Here is an 18,732-nt window from a genome sequence, read left to right as displayed (position 1 = left end):
GTCGCATCGTTTTGTAATCCCGGCAATGCGTCACAACAGCTAAGACTGGCCGTCCTTCCAATGGCAAACCCGCAATGGACGAAACAGACGACATTCCTTTGGAGCTACCACTCCCCCATCGAAATTTCGCCGCGACGCGTGCAACTGCCGTGCTTCTTGCGGTCATTTCAATAGTGGGGCCTCTGCTTTGCATCAGCGGATACGCCTGGTTCGACTACCATCGTCGCCTTTCGGAAGCATTTGATCAGGTCGATCGTCTGACGCTCGTTGCCGAAGAACAGGCCGCTACGATGCAGGCGCTTAACGCAGAAGTTTTCGCGCGGGTGACGGAACTCCTGGGCGAGCAGACACCGGTCGGGATCAGCCGTGTTGAATCGACGACTCATGAATCGCTCAGCGCCATCGTTGCGCTATTCCCGCAGATTGCCAACTTTTCGATCTTCAGTTCGACGGGCCAACTGCTTGCGAGCAGCCGGATCTATCCAGTGCCCGCGGTATCGATCAGCGGAACCGAGACACTCCAGGCAGCCTCGGTTCCCGGTAGACAGCCGCATATTTCGCTACCGAAGCCCGGCAACGTCACTCCTGGCAACGTGTTCACAGTCAGCACTTCATGGGTAGATTCCGAGGGTCGATCCCTTGGCGTATTTTCGATCGCATTGCGACAGCAGTATTTTCTGAACTTCTATCGCGAACTGGCGGGCGATGATCCCGCTGTCCTCATCGGACTGTATCGGTCCGACGGCGGCGTACTGGTCCGGTTCGGCAAGACGCGCACTAGCAGCCCCACCGCGGCCAACCCCGAAGTGAATCAGTCAATCGTCAGGAATCCGGAGTTCGGGCATCTGCTCAACGTCTCCACGGTCGACGGACTTGAACGGGTCGTCGCCTACCGACGCGTCGGGGGATATCCGCTGTATGTCACGGCTGGTATCGAGACCGCATCCATCGTGGCCAAGTGGCGCGCCAACCTGGGCGCGATCGCAGCGATCATGCTTGTTCCATGCATGGTCGTATGGGTACTGCTGTGGATGTCACTGCGCAGGTTGCGGGAAGAGGAACTCGCATGGCAGAACTGGCATAGCGAAGTCAGCAGACGTGTGTCGGCCGAAGCGTCGAATCGCCAACTGCGCCGGATGGGGGCGCTTGGCAACCTCGTGGCCAACGTGGCCCACGACTTCAATAACCTGTTGATGGTCGTCAACGCGAACGTGGAGCTTGCGCGGCGCAAGCAATACACGAATCTGAAGAAGGAAGTGCTGGCCGTGCAACATGCCGCGAAAGGCGCGCAAGGCCTTGCCCGTCGCTTGATGAGCGTCGCGCGCAAGCAGCCGGTGAAACTGGAATGCGTTGATGTTTGCAACTGGCTGGAGACGTTGAGCGACCTGGTCGAGACCTCGATTGGCGAACACGTTGCGCTGCAGCTCCAACTCGCCGGTGACACCGGCACCGTGATGGTCGACCCCGTCGAGTTGGAAGCCGCCGTCATCAATCTTTCCGTCAACGCGAAAGACGCCATGCCGGAGGGCGGAACGTTCACCGTACGATGCGATCCGCTCAGCCTCGCAGACAGCCAGTTCGGGCTGCCGTCCGGCGATTACGCGCTTCTTCGCTTCACCGACACCGGTCACGGCATGACCGACGCGGTATTGCGACGAGCATTCGAACCGCTCTTCACAACAAAAATGAAGGGCGCGGGTACCGGGCTCGGCCTTGCCCAGGTCATGACAACATGCGAGCAAGCAGGCGGCACCGCGCGGATAGTGAGCGCACCAGGGTGTGGTACGACTATAAGTCTCTACCTGCCCCGGCTTGAGAGCGTCGAGGATTGCGAGGAGCCCACGGTCGCGTCGGTGCCGGACGCGGCGACCGACCTCATCGCTCCTGGAATAACCGTGCTTCTCGTTGAAGACAATCAGAGCGTCGCGGACGGCATTGCCGCGGTACTCGACGTCTTCGGCTGCAATGTCCGCCACGAACTAACGGCTGACAGTGCCATCGCATTGCTCGAAAGCAACTATCGCTTCGATCTCGTGCTATCGGACGTTCAGATGCCCGGCAAGCTGGACGGACTCGACCTCGCGGAACTTGTCCGGGACCGTTGGCCAGGCCAGACGTTTGCTCTGATGACCGGCTACGCGCAGGAATTGACGCGTGCCTCTGAAGCCGGTGTGGTCATTCTTGCCAAGCCGTTCGACATCAACGAACTGCGATCGTTGGTGAAGAATTGCGTCCGCACCTAGCTGAACGCGACAGCCTTCGACTGCGCGACAGGCATAGCGGCCGCTTTCGAGGTGCAGCCGCCGTTTGAGCGGCTCTGGCTGATTTGGGGGCGAACGTCGCTTCATGGCCGATCACTGCCTCATGCAACCGGCATGCATCGCACGAACTTCGCGAGGCAGCGATCGGCGGCACGCGAACCACTGCCGCCCTTCGGCCCAGTGCGAAACCAACGGCTGCTTGCGGTTGTACAACGGCGTTGGTCAATGTTTATCGGGAGACGGGTGGTCAGCCGGCGTCGCAACGTTACTGACCGGGATGAGGGCGAGCGTCAGACGGGATTCGAGGCGGGCCGTCCTTCCAGCACGGCGGCGATATTGTCCAGCGCCGTAAAGCCCATCTGGTCGCGGGTCTCGATGGTTGCGCTGGCCATATGGGGCGTCAGGAACACGTTGTCGAGCTCAGCAAACCGCTTGTCGACGTTGGGCTCGTTCCGGTAGACATCCAGAGCCGCGCTGAACAGATGACCCGACGTCAGGGCGTCGTAAAGCGCATCTTCGTCCACCAGGCCGCCACGCGCCGCGTTAACAAAAATCGCGCCTGCGGGAAGGAGTCCAAATTCTCTTTTCGTCATGAGCGGGACGCTTCCGCCCGGCACGTGCAGCGTGAGGACCTGGCAGTGCGGCAGCATTTCGTCGAGAGTGGCATAGAACGTCGCGCCATTTTCCAGCGACGGGGCCGCACGGTGCATGTCCGTGTAGATCACGCGCATGCCGAATGCCTGCGCACGCTTAGCGACCGCCCGTCCAATACGCCCGAATCCGACGATGCCGAGCGTCTTGCCATTCACTCGCATACCCAGCATCTCGGTCATGCCGAACGATTTGCCCCATCCGTTGCGCATGATCCGCTCGTATTCTGACGCACGACGGCACGCAGCCAGCAAGAGCAGCATGGAAAAATCCGCTGTGCACTCGGTCAACGCATCGGGCGCGTTCGTCACGACGATTCCCCTTTCACGGGCCGCCGCTACGTCCATGTGATCGAAGCCCGCGCTCGCGTTCGCAATAATCTTGACCGTCGAAGGCAGCGCGGCAATGTGTTCCGCTTGCAGGCCGGATTTTTTCCCGATGAGTACGGCCGGCACGTCATGCTTCTTGCAGAAGTCGACGACAGACCACGAGTTCATATCGGACTCCGTCACGAAGGCATGGAATTCGGCCGCAGCGCGATTAGCCACGGCGGTGGGAACCGTTCGCGCAATCAACAGGCTGGTGCGTATATCTTCCGACATGGTTTTTCCTTTGGTAGGCAGACGTCGAGAGACTACGAAATCGCTGACCGGACAGTCAATGTTGATTGGATGAATCAACTCGTCGACGACGACTCGCCCCTATTGTTCGCGGCGCCTGCGCGTTGCGATCCGTTTCCGTCTTGTCCCTCTTCAATCTTGCTTGCGGCCACACGCGCATCAGGAAAACCCTAATGCGATCCCATCCGCAAGGCCCGCGGATGTTGATTCAACGAATCAAGATTGCTCAACCCCTGATGCGAATGCAACTCTGTTTCCCATGTCCAATTGACTTGACGAGAGGAAAGGAAATGTCTGCATCGAAGAAGTTTGCAGCCGTTACGGGCGCCGGCTCCGGCATCGGCCGAGCCGCCGCCGTCGCACTTGCTAACGCAGGATTCGCCGTCGCGCTGATCGGGCGCAGAGCAGAGCCGCTGCTGGAAACAAAGGAAGCAATCGGCAGGGCGGGGGGAGAAGCGGGGGTATTCCAGGCCGACGTTGGCGACGCAGCATCGGTCGAGCACGCGTTTTCGGGCATTGCCGAGGCATTCGGTCGGCTCGACGTGCTGTTCAACAATGCGGGGCGCAATGCCGGGGCTGTCCCTCTGGAAGACTACGAAGTCGACTTCTGGAACGACGTGGTGGCCACCAATCTGACCGGCGTTTTCCTCTGCGCTCGCGCCGCTTATCGTTTGATGAAGGCACAGTCCCCGCAAGGCGGACGAATCATCAACAATGGATCGATCTCCGCCCATTCGCCAAGGCCGCATACCATTGCCTATACGGCAACGAAACATGCTGTGACGGGCATCACCAGATCGATCGCGCTGGACGGACGCGCATTCAACATCGCCTGCAGCCAGATCGACATCGGCAACGCCGCCACATCGCTCACCGAACGGATGAACCGCGGCGTACTGCAAGCGGATGGACGCCTGGCACCCGAAGCAAGAATGGATGTGACGCACGTGGCGAATGCAGTCGTGCACATGGCCAGTCTTCCGCTTGAAGCCAATGTTCTCAACATGACCATCATGGCGACCGCCATGCCGTTCGTCGGCCGCGGATAAATCGCCCTTAAGCCAACTAAAAAACAACGGGCTAATGTTACGGAGACACCGATGAAAATCGGAGAGGAACAAACATTGCCGGTGGGAACTCCGGCTTATTCGGATACCACGAATCGCTCCAGAGTCCGCTACGTCGTGCTCTCGATGTTGCTCATGGCCACCATTCTGAATTACGTGGACCGGTCGGCGCTGGGCATCGTTGCGCCGGGCCTCTCGAAGGGACTGGCGCTCAACAAGATGCAGATGGGCGAGCTGTTTGCGGCATTTGGTCTTGCCTATTCCATTGCGCTCGTGCCCGGCGGGGTGCTGACCGACATTCTCGGCTCACGCCTCGCCTATGCGCTGTCTCTGGTCGGTTGGTCATTCGCCACGCTGACGCAGGGTTTCGCGACCGGCTATCAGATGCTGCTGGGGTCGCGGCTCGCCATCGGCGCACTGGAGGCGCCGGCCTTCCCTTCAAACGCACGCGCCGTGACCTTGTGGTTCCCCGCCCGGGAACGCGGCTTCGCGACCAGCGTCTATGTAATGGGGCAATACATCGGGACGCCCTTGTTCACCGGATTGTTGCTGTGGATCTCCGCCGCGTACGGTTGGCGGACGGTTTTTTATGTGACCGGTGGCTTCGGCATTCTGTTCAGTCTGCTCTGGTACCGGGTTTACCGTGATCCGCATCAGCACCCGCGCGTGAATGCCACCGAGCTGCAATACATCAATGAAGGTGCCGCGGCGACGCGCAAGCCCCGCGAGAAGTTCGACTGGCGCATGGCGCTCAAGCTGCTCAGCTACCGCCAGGTTCTCGCCATCTGTCTCGGAAAGTTCTGTAACAACACGCTGCTGGTCTTCTTCACCACGTGGTTCATGACCTATCTGATCGAAGCGCGTCACATGTCGATGATCAAGGTTGGGATCTTCCAGGCACTGCCTTTTATCGGCGCCACGGTCGGCATCCTCGCGGCCGGCTCGCTTTCGGACTTTTTTATCCGGCGCGGAGTGGCGCTTTCGACAGCGCGCAAGGCTCCGCTCATCATCGGCACGATGCTCGGCGCGTCTATCGTGCTTGTCAATTTCGTCGAGTCGAACGAGCTGGTGATCGCCATCCTGACGATCGCGTTCTTCGCGCAGGGCGTCGGATCGATGTCGTGGGCCGCCGTTTCCGAAATCGCGCCTCGACAGTACGTGGGACTGACCAGCAGCATCACGAGCCTCGCGGCCAACATCGCGGCCGTTACCACGCCGCTCATGATCGGCTACATCACCCAGCACACCGGCCACTTCTACTGGGCTCTCAACCTGATGGGCGCGATCTGCCTGCTCGGAACGTTTTCGTATTCCGTGCTGCTGGGCAAGCTGTCCCGCATCGAACTGTGATGCTTGCAACTATACGGTGAAATCGAATGATTGAATTCAAGTGGGATCATCTGCAACTGTGCTCGGCGGACGCCGAAGCCACTGCGGCATGGTTTGCGCGCTGCCTGAACGCCGAGATCGTGCGTCGTCCTGGGCGAGTGGATTTGCGCATCGGCAGCATCAACCTTTTCATCACCTCGCTGGCGAGCGCCGAAGCCGGCCACCCTCGCTGCGAGCGGCAGCAGGGCATCGATCATTTCGGCGTGGTCGTGGACGATATCGACGCGGCGTTCGTGCATCTGTTGCTCTGCGACGCGGAAATCGTCGAACCGATCAAGCAGGTTCGCCCCGGCGTCAGAGCCTGCTTCGTGCGGTCGCCCGGTGATATTCTCGTCGAGATACTGGAGCGGCGACCCGCCGAGATGACTTTTACCTGAAAAAACGTCAGTATTGGCGCTGGATCGGTCGTGCTCGAGTGCAAGGCGCGATGTGCGTCGTCATTCCCCCGTTGCGTTGCATCACCTTGCTTGCCATCCCATGCGAAACTGGATCACTCTGACTGAAGCGGCTCGACAACTCGGAGTGCAGGCGCAGACTGTCTATGCGTATGTAAGTCGAGGTACCATCGCGGTCATGTCGGATCCGCTCGACCCACGCAAGAGCCTCTATCGCGCGGAGGACGTCGCCGGTCTGTGCCGAAAAAAGCAGGTGGGACGCAAGCGCGAAGCGCTCGCCGCCGGGACCATATTCGGTGCCGAACCCTGCATTTACAACAGCATTACCACCTTCTCAAAAGGCCGGCCCTACTACCGGGGGCGGGATAGCATCCGGCTTTCGGACGCGGCGACGCTTGAAGACGTGGCGGCCATTCTCTGGAACGCGCGCGCCCCCGTTTCCTTCGAGAGCGGCGAATTACCGCTACAGGGCGACGAGCGCGGCAGGCAATGCGCGTTCACATCGCTGGCAGCGCTCGCGGCCTGTGGACACTCGACCCTCGGACGCACGGACAGCGCACTGCATGTCGAGGCCGGCCGGCTCGTGGCGCTCATCGCACAAGCGTTTGGTGCGCGACGCGGCGCGAACGCACAAATGACGCATGAGCGGCTCGCGCTTGGTTGGGGCCAGGACCGCGATGGGGCCGAACTTATCCGCCGTGCCTTAGTCCTCGTGGCCGACCATGAGATTACGAGTTCCGCGTTCGCCGCCAGGATTACCGCCTCCACCGGCGCGTCGCTGCCCGGATGCCTGCTCACGGGACTCGCGACTTTTTCCGGCCCACTGCATGGCGACGCGTCAGGCCGCGTGCGGGCCGTGTTCGACGACGTCGGAAGACTCGGTGCGCAGCACGTGGTTGCCCATCACTTGCAGTCGGCCATTCCGATCCCCGGGTTCGGACATCATCTGTACCCGGACGGCGATCCGAGGGCGGCCGCAGTGCTCGAAGTGCTGAATCCGCCTCAAGAGATCACGTCGTTCATCAACAAGGTGATGGAGCTGACCGGGCTCAAGCCAAATATCGACGTTGCGCTTGCGGCCCTGACGGCTCAACTGGCGTTGCCGCGCGATGCGTCGTTCGCGTTGTTCGCAACAGCCCGGAGCGTCGGTTTGCTCGCGCACTGTATTGAGCAACTCCGGGTGAGCAAGGTCATACGGCCACGAGGCCGCTATACCGGGCCGGCGCTGGAAGACGTCGCCCCCGAGTCGCCTGCGGAAGGCAGCGGGAATACGCTCGATCCAGCCACGCTCGACAAGAATCGCTTATTCAGGCCGGTTGGGCGCTGACAGACGCTTACCTGGATCTTTGCCGAAACAAAAACCTCGAAGTGAATCTCGACATCACGGCCGCGCCCCGAGCGCCTGATACAGCGCGGCCGTATCGGCATAACGCTGCGCGGCGGCTTTCGTGCGATCGAGTCCGGTCTGCAATGCCTGCCGCTGCGTATCGAGCAGCGTCAATTGACTGATGCCGCCCGCCTGATACCGCTGACTGGCGATCGTGGCGCTGCGTTGCGCGCTGCGCTGAGCCGCATCGAGCGCCTGTAGTGCAAGCGCGTCCTGATCGAGCGCGCGCAACGCGTCGGCGACCTGTTGCAGTCCCTGCAGCACGGTTTGCTTGTAGACCGCGAGCGCTGCTTGCCAGGCCGCTTCGGACGAACGCTTGCGCGCCAGCAGCTCGCCGCCGTGAAACAGCGGCTGCGTGAGACCCGCGCCGATATTCCATACGTTGAAGCCCGTCAGCAGATCGGAGACGTTGACGCGTTCGGTCGCCGCGCTGCCCGACAGCGTGATGCGCGGATACAGGTTCGCGGTTGCCACGCCGATATTCGCGCTCGCCTGATGCAACAGCGCCTCGGACGCGCGGATGTCGGGCCGCTGCCGCGCGAGCGTCGACGGCAATGTCAGCGGCAGGTCAACCGGCAGCACGAGCGTATCGAGGTCGAGCGCGGCGAGCTCGTGGGTGGCGCTCAGTTGCGCCGGCGCGCGTCCCAGATAGATCGCGAGTTGATGATCGGTCTGCGCGAGCTGCGTGCGCAACGGCGGTAACGTCGCGCGGGTTTGCTGCACGAGCGTGCGCTGGCTCAGCAGATCGACCTCGGAGATACCGCCCGCACGGTAGCGGTGTTCGGCAATATCGAGTTGCTGCGTCTGGTTCGCGAGCAGCGCTTGCGTGAGGGCGAGTTGCCGAGCGAGCGACGCATGCCGGATCGTCGCCGTGACGACATTGCCCGCGACGGTCAAACGCGCCGCATCGAGTTCGTATTGCTGATAGTCGACCTGCGCGGCCACCGCTTCGAGCGCGCGGCGATTCGCGCCGAACAGATCGAGCGTGTACGACACGGTGACCTGTGCGCTGTACAGCGTGAACGGCGCAAACGAGCGGCCCTGCGTCAACTGGCCGAAGCCGAGCGCCTCGGGATCGATTTTCTCGCGCGTGGTCGACAGGCTCGCATCGACTTGCGGCCATAGCGTGCCGCCCGCCTGCGCGCGATAGTCCTGCTGCGCTTCGTCGAGCGTCGCGCGGGCTTGCGCGAGGGTCGGGCTATCGTCGAGCGCCTGTTGCACGAGCGCGTCCAGCACCGGCGAGCCGAAGGCACGCCACCAGCCATCGCCGGGCAGCTCGGTCGGCACGAAGTGTTGGGCGGCGCCGCCGGGACCATCGGATGCGACGGTGCTGGCCGCAAGCGGCGCGGCTGTATAGCTCGACACGCTGGTGACGTCGGGTCGATGGAAATCCGGGCCGACGGTACACGCGCACAATGCCGCGCTTGCGCCGCAGGCGGCGAGCCGGTGCATGGTGAACCTGCAAGCCACGCGGCCAGATGCAACGACACGAAAGCCAGGAGCGGGACACATTGCAGGCCTTCCTCAATCGAGCGTGCGTCGATAGAACTTCACGGCGATCCCCATCACGACGCACAGAAAGATCAGCAGCGGCCACACATGCGGCCACATGTCGGCCCAACCGACGCCCTTGAGCAGAATGCCGCGCACGAGCCGGTTGAAGTAGGTGAGCGGCAACAGGTTGCCGATGTACTGCGCCCACTTCGGCATGCCCGCGAACGGGAACATGAAACCCGACAACAGGATGTTGGGCAGGAAATAGAACATCGTCAGTTGCATGGCCTGCAACTGGTTCTGCGCGAGCGACGACAGCGTAATGCCGATCGTCAGATTGGCCGCAACGAACAGCAGGGCGGACAGATACAGCGCGATCAGACTGCCTTCGAACGGCACATTGAACACGAAGCGCGCCGCCGCGAGAATGATGCTGACCTGCACCAGACCGATCGCCACGTAAGGCACGATCTTGCCGGTCATCACTTCGAGCGGCAGCACCGGCGTGGCGAGCAGATTTTCCATCGTGCCGCGTTCGCGTTCGCGCGTGATTGCGAGGCCCGTCATCATCACCATCGTCATCGTCAGGATCACGCCCATCAGGCCGGGCACCACGTTGTACTGGGTGATGCTTTCGGGGTTGTAGAGCCGATGCAATTGAACGTCGAAAGCGGCGGGGCCGACCGCGAGCGACGAGAGCGGACCGGTGAGGTCCTTCTGCAACACCGACTGCGCGATCGAGGGCAGCGCGCCAAGCGCGGTGCCCACCGCGGTCGGGTCCGTCGCGTCGGCTTCGACGAGCAGCGATGGGCGCACGCCCTTGGCCAGATCGCGCGTGAAACCGACGGGAATATTCAGCACGAACAACACCTTGCCCTGCGCGAGCGCGCGGCGGCCGGACGCTTCGTCGGGCAGCGTCGACACGATGTCGAAGTAATCGGAGTTGCGCATCGCCATCATGAAACTGCGCGTGAACTCGCTGTGGTCGGCGGCGATCACGGCGGTCGGCAGATGCTTCGGGTCGGTATTGATCGCGAAGCCGAACAGCGCCATCTGCATGATCGGCAGGACGATCATCATCGCAAACGTGATGCGGTCGCGCTTCAATTGCAAAAACTCCTTGCGCACGATGCTCCACCAACGCATCAGCGAAAAGCGGGGAAGGCGGCGTGCGGAATTCACGATGCCGGCTTCCCGGAAGGGGTGGCGTAATTGTCGGTCGAGCGGTTCATCATGAAGATGAACACGTCCTCCAGGCCGGTTTCCTGTCTTTCGATCCGCAGCGCCGGGTTAGAGCCACCCAGCTGGTCGATCGTCGCGTGGAGTGCCGGCGTGTCGGGACCGCTCACGTGCAGCGACGAACCGAACGCCACCGTCTGCTCGACGCCGGGCGAGCGGCGCAGCCGGTCGCCGAGCTCGACGAGATTCGGGCCGTACACGGCCCACGTCACGAGCCCTTGTGAATCGGTGACCTGTTTCGACGTGCCCTGCGCGAGCAGCTTGCCGTACGCGATATAGGCGAGCTTGTGGCAGCGTTCCGCTTCGTCCATATAGTGCGTGCTGACGAGCACCGAGATGCCGCGCGCCGCGAGGCGGTGCAGCTCTTCCCAGAAGTCGCGGCGCGCGCTCGGGTCGACACCCGCGGTCGGTTCGTCGAGCAGCAGCAGTTCCGGCTCATGCAGCATGCAGGCGGCCAGCGCGAGACGCTGCTTCCAGCCGCCCGATAGTGCGCCGGCCAGTTGCGTCGCGCGGCTCTGCAGGCCGAGCTGTTCGAGCGCGCGGTCCACCGCCTCGCGGCGGTTTTTCATCTCATAGAGGCGCGCGACGAAGTCGAGGTTTTCGCGGATCGACAGATCTTCCCAATAGGAGAAGCGCTGCGTCATATAGCCGGTGCGCCGCTTGATCTGCGCGCTGTCCTTCACGATGTCGTAGCCGAGACAGGTGCCGCTGCCGGAGTCCGGTGTCAGCAGCCCGCACATCATGCGGATGCAGGTGGTCTTGCCGCTGCCGTTTGGGCCGAGAAAACCGAAAATCTCGCCGCGCTGCACGCGCAGCGTGACGTCGTTGACCACGTGCTTCGTGCCGAAATGTTTGTTCAGCCCATGCACGTCGATCGCGTACCCGGGGTCGCTCGCGTTGCCGGAAGTCGCGGGCGCACTCATTGCAGCGTGACCGTGACAGGCTGGCCGGGCCGCAGCTTCGGCGCATCGGCGGTTTGCGGTCTGGCCTCGACCATGAACACGAGCTTCGCGCGGCTTTCGTTGCTGAAGATCACCGGCGGCGTGTACTCGGCCTGGTCCGAGATGAAGCTCAGCACGGCTGGCACATCGGCGGCGCAACCGTCGCAATGAATCGATACGCGACGGCCCGGCGCGAGCGAGCCGACCACCCCCTGCGCCACGAAGAAGCGCACCTTGACGTTCTCCGGCGGCAGCATGCGCACCACGGGGCTGCCGGCCGGCACCCATTCGCCGCTGCGATACATCGTGTCGAACACGAGGCCCGCGTGCGGCGCGTGCACGCTTTTCTGATCGAGCTTCCATTGGGCTTGGCCGAGCTGGGCCTGCGCCGCATCGACCTGTGCCTGTTGCGCGCGGATCTGTTCGATCCGTCCGGGCAGACGCGCGACGGCGAGCTGGCTTTGCAGCTCGCGCACGCGTGCGGCGCTCGACAGCGCGTTCGCGCGCGAGTCGTCGAGCTGGCTTTGCGCGATGCCGCCCGCGCCGAATTGCTGTTCGTCGCGGCGAAATTGGGTCGCGGCGCGCGCCGCGTCGGCTTCGGCCTGCACGAGTTGCGCGCGTGTCACGTCGACTTCCGGCGCACGCTTGCCGGTGCCAAGATCGGCGAGCTGGGCGCGGGCCGAGCGCAGTTGCTGGTTGGCCTGTGCCACGGCCTCGGTTTCGTTTCGCGCTTCGAGCGCGAAGAGCGGGGTGTTCTGCGCGACGGTCTGCCCGCGCGTGACCGCGAGTTCGGTCAACTGTCCCGCCTGGGACGACGCGAGATACAGGAACTCACCTTCCACGTAACCTTGCCACGTGTTCGCCGGTTGTCGCGAACAGCTCGCGCACACGAGGCAGAGTGCGAGCAACGCGGCACGTCCGGACGAGTTGGCGAACGCAGTCATGACGGCTTGCCTTTCGCGCGGCGCGCCGTGGACGCAGCCGTGCCTTTGGCCTTGCGCGCCGAGCTTGCGCTCATGCCTTGCGTGAGCAGGGCGACGACGTGGCGTTCGAGCGTCGCGCGATCGAACGAGGTACGCGGATTCAGGCGCTGCCAGATCCTGGCGGTTGCCTGCGGCAGCATCACGAGCGCCAGTACCGAATTGAACAGCAGCAAGGGTTCGAGCCGCCCGTTCAATTCACCCGAGGCGCAGCCACGCGCGATGTTCTGGCCAAACGCGGCGAGCTTTTGCGTGGGGATGTGCGCAAACGCGCGCTCGCGCAGCAGACCGCCTTCGTTGACGATTTCGCGCAGCCATAGCGAAGGCAGCCACGGCATGGTTTCGGTGACGTCGAACATGCGCTTGACGATGCCTTGCGTCAGCGCGAGCGGATCGCCGTGTTCGGGATCGACCGGGTCCCAGATCGCGCTGAACGCGGCGACGAGCCTTTCCGCGAACAATGCGTCGAGCAGTTTTTCGCGTGTGTGGAACCAGTAGTGCACCATCGCGGACGTGACGCCGCTCGCCGCGGCGATCTGCGCAACCGTCGTGTTGGCGATACCGCGCTCGGCGAACAGCGCCACCGCGACATCGAGCAGATGATCGCGTGCGTCGAAGTCCTGTGGATGAGGACGGCGACCCATTCGCGAACGGGCGGCTTGGGGCATGGGGAGCGGACTAATTGATGAATTAGTTAGTTTCAACTCGTTGATATTAGGATGTTTTCCGGTGAGGCGAAGGAGGGGAAACCCTGGCGGCGAAATGGCTTGAGCCATTCGCGTTGGCAACGCGTTTCCCACTGAGCCCGTGTGATGTTTCCATTTCCGAGAGCTTAACGATTACTGTCTATCTCCCTGTAATTGGGATTCACAACTAATCGCAGCGTAATACCATTTTAATAACGATTTGTTCTGTAAGACGCGGTAAGAGAATGGGGACTTGCTTGGTGTGCTGTCACACACAGTCCTCGATAATGACTTCATAAAATGCCCGTCGATTTGACGACCATCGTGCATTTATTCGCGTGTTGAGTTGTGCACTAAAAAGGGGCTTGGATATGAAGCGCTGCAGGGTATTGGTAATAAACGATTATGCGTCGATGGGCGGCGCGGAGGTTGTTTATCAGCAATCGGCAGATCTTCTGAGCCGACTGCCCGGCGTCGACGTCGAACGCTTCGACGACACTCATTTTCCGGTGGGAACCACCAAGTGGTCCAGGTCCTGGAATGTCCCGGCCGCGCGTGCACTCGAGAAGACTATTGTCGAATTTCGTCCGCATCGAGTGATGGTCCATAACTACCATAACGCTTTATCGAATTCGATACTGAGCGTTATCGCGCGTCAAAAACGAAAGCTCGGCTTCCGCGCCTATCACACGAGCCATGATTACCATCTCGTCTATTACAACCCGGCACTGCAATACTTCGACAAGCGGCGCCCGGTGATTCTGCCGCTGGAGGTGTTGGGCACGCGCGCGGCGCTCACTCACCGGTCGACGACGAAAGGCTTGGTGCACGACATGATGACGAAGTGTTACTGGCACGCCGTCCGCGAGGCATTTCCGCCCGCGCAGATCTTTGAAACGATCGTATGTCCGAGCGCTTTCATGGAAGAAGCGCTGCATCGCAGTGGCATCACGAATACGAGAGTCGTTTTCAATCCGTCTTCGGTACCCGTCGCGCTTCAACCTTCGAGCGCTGCCGACAAGCAGAGATTCAAGATCGCCTTTGTCGGCAGGATTTCACAGGAAAAGGGACTCGCGGAATTCATCGAGCTCGCACAACGCGTGAATTTTCATCGCATCGACGTCATAGGCGTGTACGGGGACGGGCCCGAGCGCCGTGCTATGGAGCAGCGCTTCGCGTCGCTCATCGAGCTCGGCAAACTGGTCTTTTTCGGCAGGTTGCCGCAAGAAGAATTGTTTCCCCGGATGCGGCGATTCGCCGACGCGGTCGTCGTGCCATCGTTGGGAGCCGAAAATGCGCCGCTCGTCATTGTCGAGGCCGCCATGCTCGGCATGCCTGCCCTCGTTCACGACGGCGGCAGCATGGCCACGACCGGCGACGCGGTAGGCAACAAGATCAAATTTCGGTCCGAGCCGGAGAGCTTCACGCTGGCACTGGATCGACTGGCGATGCATCTCGCGGACAACGGCCGACAGTATTCACTCGCGGAGTATCTGCCCGAGCACTACCAGCAGCGGCTCGTGGACATCATGCAAATCGGCGGGCATGCCGGCACCTCGCCTTCGAGGCGGACGGACGAGGCGGTCTGCTGACAAGCTGCGCCGGCTACGGTGAGCAGCTGCGCCGATTCGCAGACTGAGCGCGGCGAACGTCCTTGGTGAATTTCGGCAGTTTCGCAAAAAGCAAAGCGCCGCGCGCGCGATCTGTGTGCGCGAAGCGCATTTTCGCCGGAAATTTCTATACTTTCTCTAGCGCACCCGGCAGGATCGACCCCGTACGACCCAAACAAAAACACGTCAACGAAACGAAAGAATCGAAGCGAATCGAAGCGAACACGCGGCGCGCGCATCGCGGCTCACGTGCGATTCGTATGAGGAGGGAGACATGGGACACTCCGCAACCGCCGCGCCGGCGAAGGAAGGCCACGGCGAAACGTCACCGGCTCTTCCCGCGCTCGCGCTGGCCGCGCTCGGCGTAGTCTATGGCGACATCGGCACGAGCCCGCTCTATACGCTCGCCACCGTGTTCGATCCCAGCAACGGCCTCGCGCTCAATGCCTTGAACATCGTCGGCATCGTTTCGCTGATCTTCTGGTCGCTGATGATCGTCGTGTCGCTCAAGTACGTCGTGCTGATCCTGCGGGCCAATAATCACGGCGAGGGCGGCATCATGGCGCTGCTCGCGCTGGCGTCGTCGTCGATCGCGTCGCGGCCGCGCTTGCGTCGGGGGCTTCTCGTGGTGGGCGTGATGGGCGCGGCGCTCTTCTTCGGCGATAGCGTCATCACGCCGGCCATTTCCGTGCTGAGCGCCGTGGAGGGACTCGAAGTCGTCGAGCCCGCGCTCAAGACCTATGTGATTCCGGTGACGCTCGCCGCGCTGATCGTCCTGTTCGTCACGCAAAAACGCGGCACTGGCGGAATCGGCGCGGTGTTCGGGCCGGTGATGGTGCTCTGGTTCGCCGCGATCGGCGTGGCGGGCGTTGCGAATATCATGGCCGCGCCCGTCGTGCTCTACGCGCTCAATCCGCTGGAAGGGCTCGCCTTCTGCATGCATCACCGCTGGCTCGCATTCGTCGCGCTCGGCGCGGTTGTACTCTCGCTGACGGGCGCCGAGGCGCTCTACGCCGACATGGGCCATTTCGGCAAACGACCCATTCGTCTTACGTGGTTCGGGGTCGTTTTCCCCGCGCTCGCGCTCAACTATCTGGGCCAGGGCGCGCTGCTGCTAGCCAACCCCGGCGCGGTGCAAAACCCGTTTTACCGGCTGTTCCCGCAATGGGCCATCGTGCCGATGATCGTGCTGGCAACGATCGCCACCGTGATCGCCTCGCAGGCCGTAATTTCAGGCACCTATTCGATGACGATGCAGGCCATGCAGCTTTCCTTCCTGCCGCGCATGAACATCGTGCATACGTCGGAGCGCGAGATCGGGCAAATCTATGTGCCCGGCATCAACTGGATCCTGCTGATCGCCGTGGTTGCGGCCGTGTTGGGCTTTCGCTCGTCCACGGCGCTCGGGTCCGCGTATGGCATCGCGGTGACCGGCACGATGCTGATCACAACCTTCCTCACGTTCTTCGTCGTGCGTTACGCATGGCGCTACAACTGGCTGGTCTGCCTGCTGTCCACCGCGTTCTTCTTCGTGATCGACGCGTTGTTCTTCTCCGCGAATTTGCTGAAGATCGTGGATGGCGGCTGGTTCCCGCTCGTGATCGGCGCGATCGTGTTCACGGTCATGGCGACGTGGGGACGCGGCTGGGAAATGATGGTGGCCGAAGCGCGCGCGCGGGCGGGCAAGATGCCGCTCAAACCGTATCTGACTTCGCTGCTCGAAAAGTCGCCGACGCGCGTGGGCGGTACGGCGATCTTCCTCACGCCGAACGCCGAAGCAGTGCCGCACGCGCTCGTCAACAACCTGCGGCACAACCGTGTGCTGCATGAGCGTACGGTGTTCCTGAGCGTGGTCACGAAGAGCGTGCCGTGGGTGGCCGATAGCGAGCGTGTGCGGATCAAGCCGCTGTGCGCGGGCTGCTGGCACGCCACGGTGAGCTACGGATTCAAGGACGACGTGGACTTGCCGCGGACGCTGGCCGGCTACAAATCGCCGGAACTCGCCTTCGATCTGGACGATACCTCGTGGTTCCTGAGCCGTGCGGCCGTCGTGCCAAAACGCGGGCACGGCATGGCGTTATGGCGCGAGCGCCTTTTCGCGGTGATGCTGCACAACGTGGGCAATATCGCGGCGTTCTTCAAACTGCCGGCCAATCGCGTGATCGAAGTGGGCGCGCGCGTGGAGATCTAGCGCGGCTGTTCAGCAAGCGCGGAGTAACGGGCGGCCTCGATAAATGAAGAGACCGTGTTGTGCTGGTCGGCAGTTGTGCGCCCGCATCGTGCGGATTCCGCCAGCACGTCGAGGTCTGGTGCCGCTGATCGCCGCGCGAATCGTGAATTACCAACTCTTGCTGCGCCGAGGCCCATGGCCACGTCGCAGCGACCCTCTGATACTCGGGTTTGAAACTTGCTCCCAACGACCAACCCGCCGCTCGAATCGGCGCGCGCGTGTTGCCGCGCGGCAGGCGGGCATGGAAGGATTCGCGCGCCGCATCCAGCCAGGAGACGTGTCATGGGAGACGAGACTCACCAGAATCACAAATACGACCGCCGCCGCTTTCTTGCTGGCGTAGCCGCAGTGGCCGGCAGCGTTGCGCTACCGGGCTGCGGCGGCGGTGGATCGGGAGGAGATGACGGATCGGGCGGCACCGGCGGCGACCCGGCGCGCTCGATTACCGACATTCCCTCGCCCGACGGCGCCGACCGCTATAGCCTGCCGCGCCCCGCGTTGCCCGCGCCGGCCAGCTCGGGCATCGACTTTGTCGTGCTCGTCACGATGGAAAATCGTTCGTTCGACCATTTCCTCGGCTGGGTGCCGGGCGCCGAGGGCATGCCCGCGAACCGGCAGTTCAAGGACGCGTTCGGCGCGACGCAAACGCCGTTTTCGCTGTCGGGCAATCCCGCATACGGATATCAGGCGTGCGCCTATCAGGACCCCAATCACGGCTTCACGGGAGCACGCACACAACTGGCCGCGGGAGCGATGAATGGCTGGCTGCTCACCCCCGGCACGAGTCAGCACCAGGGCGACCTGCTGCCTATCGGTTACTACACGTCGGGCGATCTGCCATTCTTCAAAGCCGTGGCGAGCAGTTACACGATCGGCGATTTCTACTTCAGCGGCATCCTGACCAGCACGTTCCCCAACCGCCTCTACCTGCATAGCGGTGCCACGGACCGGCTCGATGACCGCGCCGATACGTCGTCGCTCGCGACGATCTGGGACAGGCTGAGCGACGCGAATGTCGATGGTAACTACTACTATCACGACGTACCGTTCACGGCGCTTTATGGCACGCGGTATCTCGGCATTTCGCGCCCGTTCGCGGAGTTCCTCGTGAATGCCGCGACGGGGACCTTGCCACCATTCTGCATGGTCGAGCCGTCTTTCACTGGGGAGCCGGAAGGCGTGTCGAGCGACGATCATCCGCATGCGGACGTCCGCGATGGCGAGGCGTTTCTCGGGCAAGTCTACGAGGCGCTGCGCACGAGTCCAACGTGGAGCCGCACATTGATGATCATCGTCTACGACGAATGGGGCGGGTTTCTCGAGCACGTGGTACCGCCCACCAGGCCGATCAGCAACAACGAGCTCACGCTCGGCAACGACGGCAAGCTCGGGTTTCGCGTGCCGCTCGCGCTGCTTGGCCCGCGCGTGCGCGCAGGCTCGATCGCGCGCTATCCGTTCGACCCCAGCTCGATTCACGCGCTCCTGCAATGGCGCTTTGGCCTGCAGCCGCTCGGCGTGCGCGGCAGCGATCCGGCGACGGTCAATCTCGCCTACGCGCTCGATTTCACCGGCGCGCCGCGCACCGACGCGCCCGCGTTCACGATCGCGCAGGGCCCGTTCGGCGGAGCGTGCCTGGGGGCGGTCGCGCCTTCGCCGTCCAGCTCGGTATCCGTGATCGACCAGTCGCAAAAGCCGGCGATCAACCCGACGGCGGACCGCTTCGCGGATCTGCGCGCGAAGGCGGCTTCATTAGGATTCCGGACCGGGAGCTAACGCTCGGTT

Annotated in this window: 14 protein-coding genes; 8 read left to right on the top strand and 6 right to left on the bottom strand. The window is 62.5% G+C overall.

Annotation, left to right across the window (positions count from 1 at the left end; translation table 11 throughout):
- The first annotated feature begins 74 nt into the window (after positions 1 to 74).
- On the top strand, positions 75 to 2,243 hold the full coding sequence (locus tag BJG93_RS32470; RefSeq protein ID WP_027194557.1) for a hybrid sensor histidine kinase/response regulator: 2,169 nt from the start codon (positions 75 to 77) through the stop codon (positions 2,241 to 2,243).
- Between the two features lie 308 nt (positions 2,244 to 2,551).
- Here the strand turns inward: BJG93_RS32470 and BJG93_RS32465 are convergent, their stop codons facing one another.
- Positions 2,552 to 3,514 (bottom strand): 2-hydroxyacid dehydrogenase, encoded by a 963-nt coding sequence (locus tag BJG93_RS32465; protein WP_027194556.1) that lies wholly within the window; start codon positions 3,512 to 3,514, stop codon positions 2,552 to 2,554.
- A gap of 308 nt (positions 3,515 to 3,822) precedes the next feature.
- Between BJG93_RS32465 and BJG93_RS32460 the strand changes: the two genes are divergently transcribed.
- From BJG93_RS32460 to BJG93_RS32445, 4 genes are all read left to right on the top strand, one after another.
- Positions 3,823 to 4,581: an SDR family oxidoreductase gene (locus BJG93_RS32460; RefSeq protein WP_027194555.1), complete on the top strand. Its 759-nt coding sequence runs from the start codon at positions 3,823 to 3,825 to the stop codon at positions 4,579 to 4,581.
- 51 nt (positions 4,582 to 4,632) lie between these two features.
- Positions 4,633 to 5,949, top strand: a complete 1,317-nt coding sequence (locus BJG93_RS32455; RefSeq protein WP_027194554.1) for an MFS transporter — start codon at positions 4,633 to 4,635, stop codon at positions 5,947 to 5,949.
- A 26-nt stretch (positions 5,950 to 5,975) separates the two neighbouring features.
- Entirely contained in the window at positions 5,976 to 6,365 is a 390-nt protein-coding gene (locus BJG93_RS32450; RefSeq protein ID WP_027194553.1) for a VOC family protein, read from the top strand.
- Positions 6,366 to 6,465: 100 nt separating this feature from the next.
- The gene (locus BJG93_RS32445; RefSeq protein ID WP_027194552.1) at positions 6,466 to 7,710 is read left to right on the top strand and encodes a citrate synthase; all 1,245 of its coding nucleotides are present in this window, start codon (positions 6,466 to 6,468) and stop codon (positions 7,708 to 7,710) included.
- Between the two features lie 54 nt (positions 7,711 to 7,764).
- On the opposite strand, the gene BJG93_RS32440 is transcribed toward BJG93_RS32445, so the two are convergent.
- The 5 genes from BJG93_RS32440 to BJG93_RS32420 all read right to left on the bottom strand — a co-directional run bounded on the left by BJG93_RS32440 (position 7,765) and on the right by BJG93_RS32420 (position 13,068).
- Complete coding sequence (locus BJG93_RS32440) at positions 7,765 to 9,222, bottom strand: efflux transporter outer membrane subunit (protein ID WP_034477481.1); 1,458 nt, start codon at positions 9,220 to 9,222, stop codon at positions 7,765 to 7,767.
- 72 nt (positions 9,223 to 9,294) lie between these two features.
- A complete protein-coding gene (locus BJG93_RS32435) occupies positions 9,295 to 10,410 on the bottom strand; it encodes an ABC transporter permease (RefSeq protein WP_034477479.1) in 1,116 nt (371 codons plus the stop codon).
- A gap of 32 nt (positions 10,411 to 10,442) precedes the next feature.
- Positions 10,443 to 11,426, bottom strand: a complete 984-nt coding sequence (locus BJG93_RS32430; RefSeq protein ID WP_027194549.1) for an ABC transporter ATP-binding protein — start codon at positions 11,424 to 11,426, stop codon at positions 10,443 to 10,445.
- Positions 11,423 to 12,388, bottom strand: coding sequence for an HlyD family secretion protein (locus tag BJG93_RS32425; protein ID WP_027194548.1), 966 nt, complete (start codon positions 12,386 to 12,388; stop codon positions 11,423 to 11,425). Before BJG93_RS32425 ends, BJG93_RS32430 begins: the two co-directional genes overlap by 4 nt.
- Positions 12,385 to 13,068, bottom strand: coding sequence for a TetR/AcrR family transcriptional regulator (locus BJG93_RS32420; protein ID WP_027194547.1), 684 nt, complete (start codon positions 13,066 to 13,068; stop codon positions 12,385 to 12,387). The genes BJG93_RS32425 and BJG93_RS32420 overlap by 4 nt, the downstream gene beginning before the upstream one ends.
- 413 nt (positions 13,069 to 13,481) lie before the next feature.
- Here BJG93_RS32420 and BJG93_RS32415 point away from each other — a divergent pair, with 413 nt between their 5' ends.
- The 3 genes from BJG93_RS32415 to BJG93_RS32405 all read left to right on the top strand — a co-directional run bounded on the left by BJG93_RS32415 (position 13,482) and on the right by BJG93_RS32405 (position 18,723).
- Positions 13,482 to 14,702, top strand: a complete 1,221-nt coding sequence (locus tag BJG93_RS32415; protein WP_027194546.1) for a glycosyltransferase — start codon at positions 13,482 to 13,484, stop codon at positions 14,700 to 14,702.
- Between the two features lie 292 nt (positions 14,703 to 14,994).
- A complete protein-coding gene (locus BJG93_RS32410; protein WP_027194545.1) occupies positions 14,995 to 16,911 on the top strand; it encodes a potassium transporter Kup in 1,917 nt (638 codons plus the stop codon).
- A gap of 321 nt (positions 16,912 to 17,232) precedes the next feature.
- Entirely contained in the window at positions 17,233 to 18,723 is a 1,491-nt protein-coding gene (locus BJG93_RS32405; protein WP_027194544.1) for an alkaline phosphatase family protein, read from the top strand.
- Positions 18,724 to 18,732 lie beyond the last annotated feature (9 nt).

The organism is Paraburkholderia sprentiae WSM5005 (assembly GCF_001865575.2).
In the GTDB taxonomy this organism is placed as follows: Bacteria; Pseudomonadota; Gammaproteobacteria; order Burkholderiales; family Burkholderiaceae; genus Paraburkholderia; species Paraburkholderia sprentiae.
This window is presented reverse-complemented; position numbering and strand designations above follow the sequence as displayed.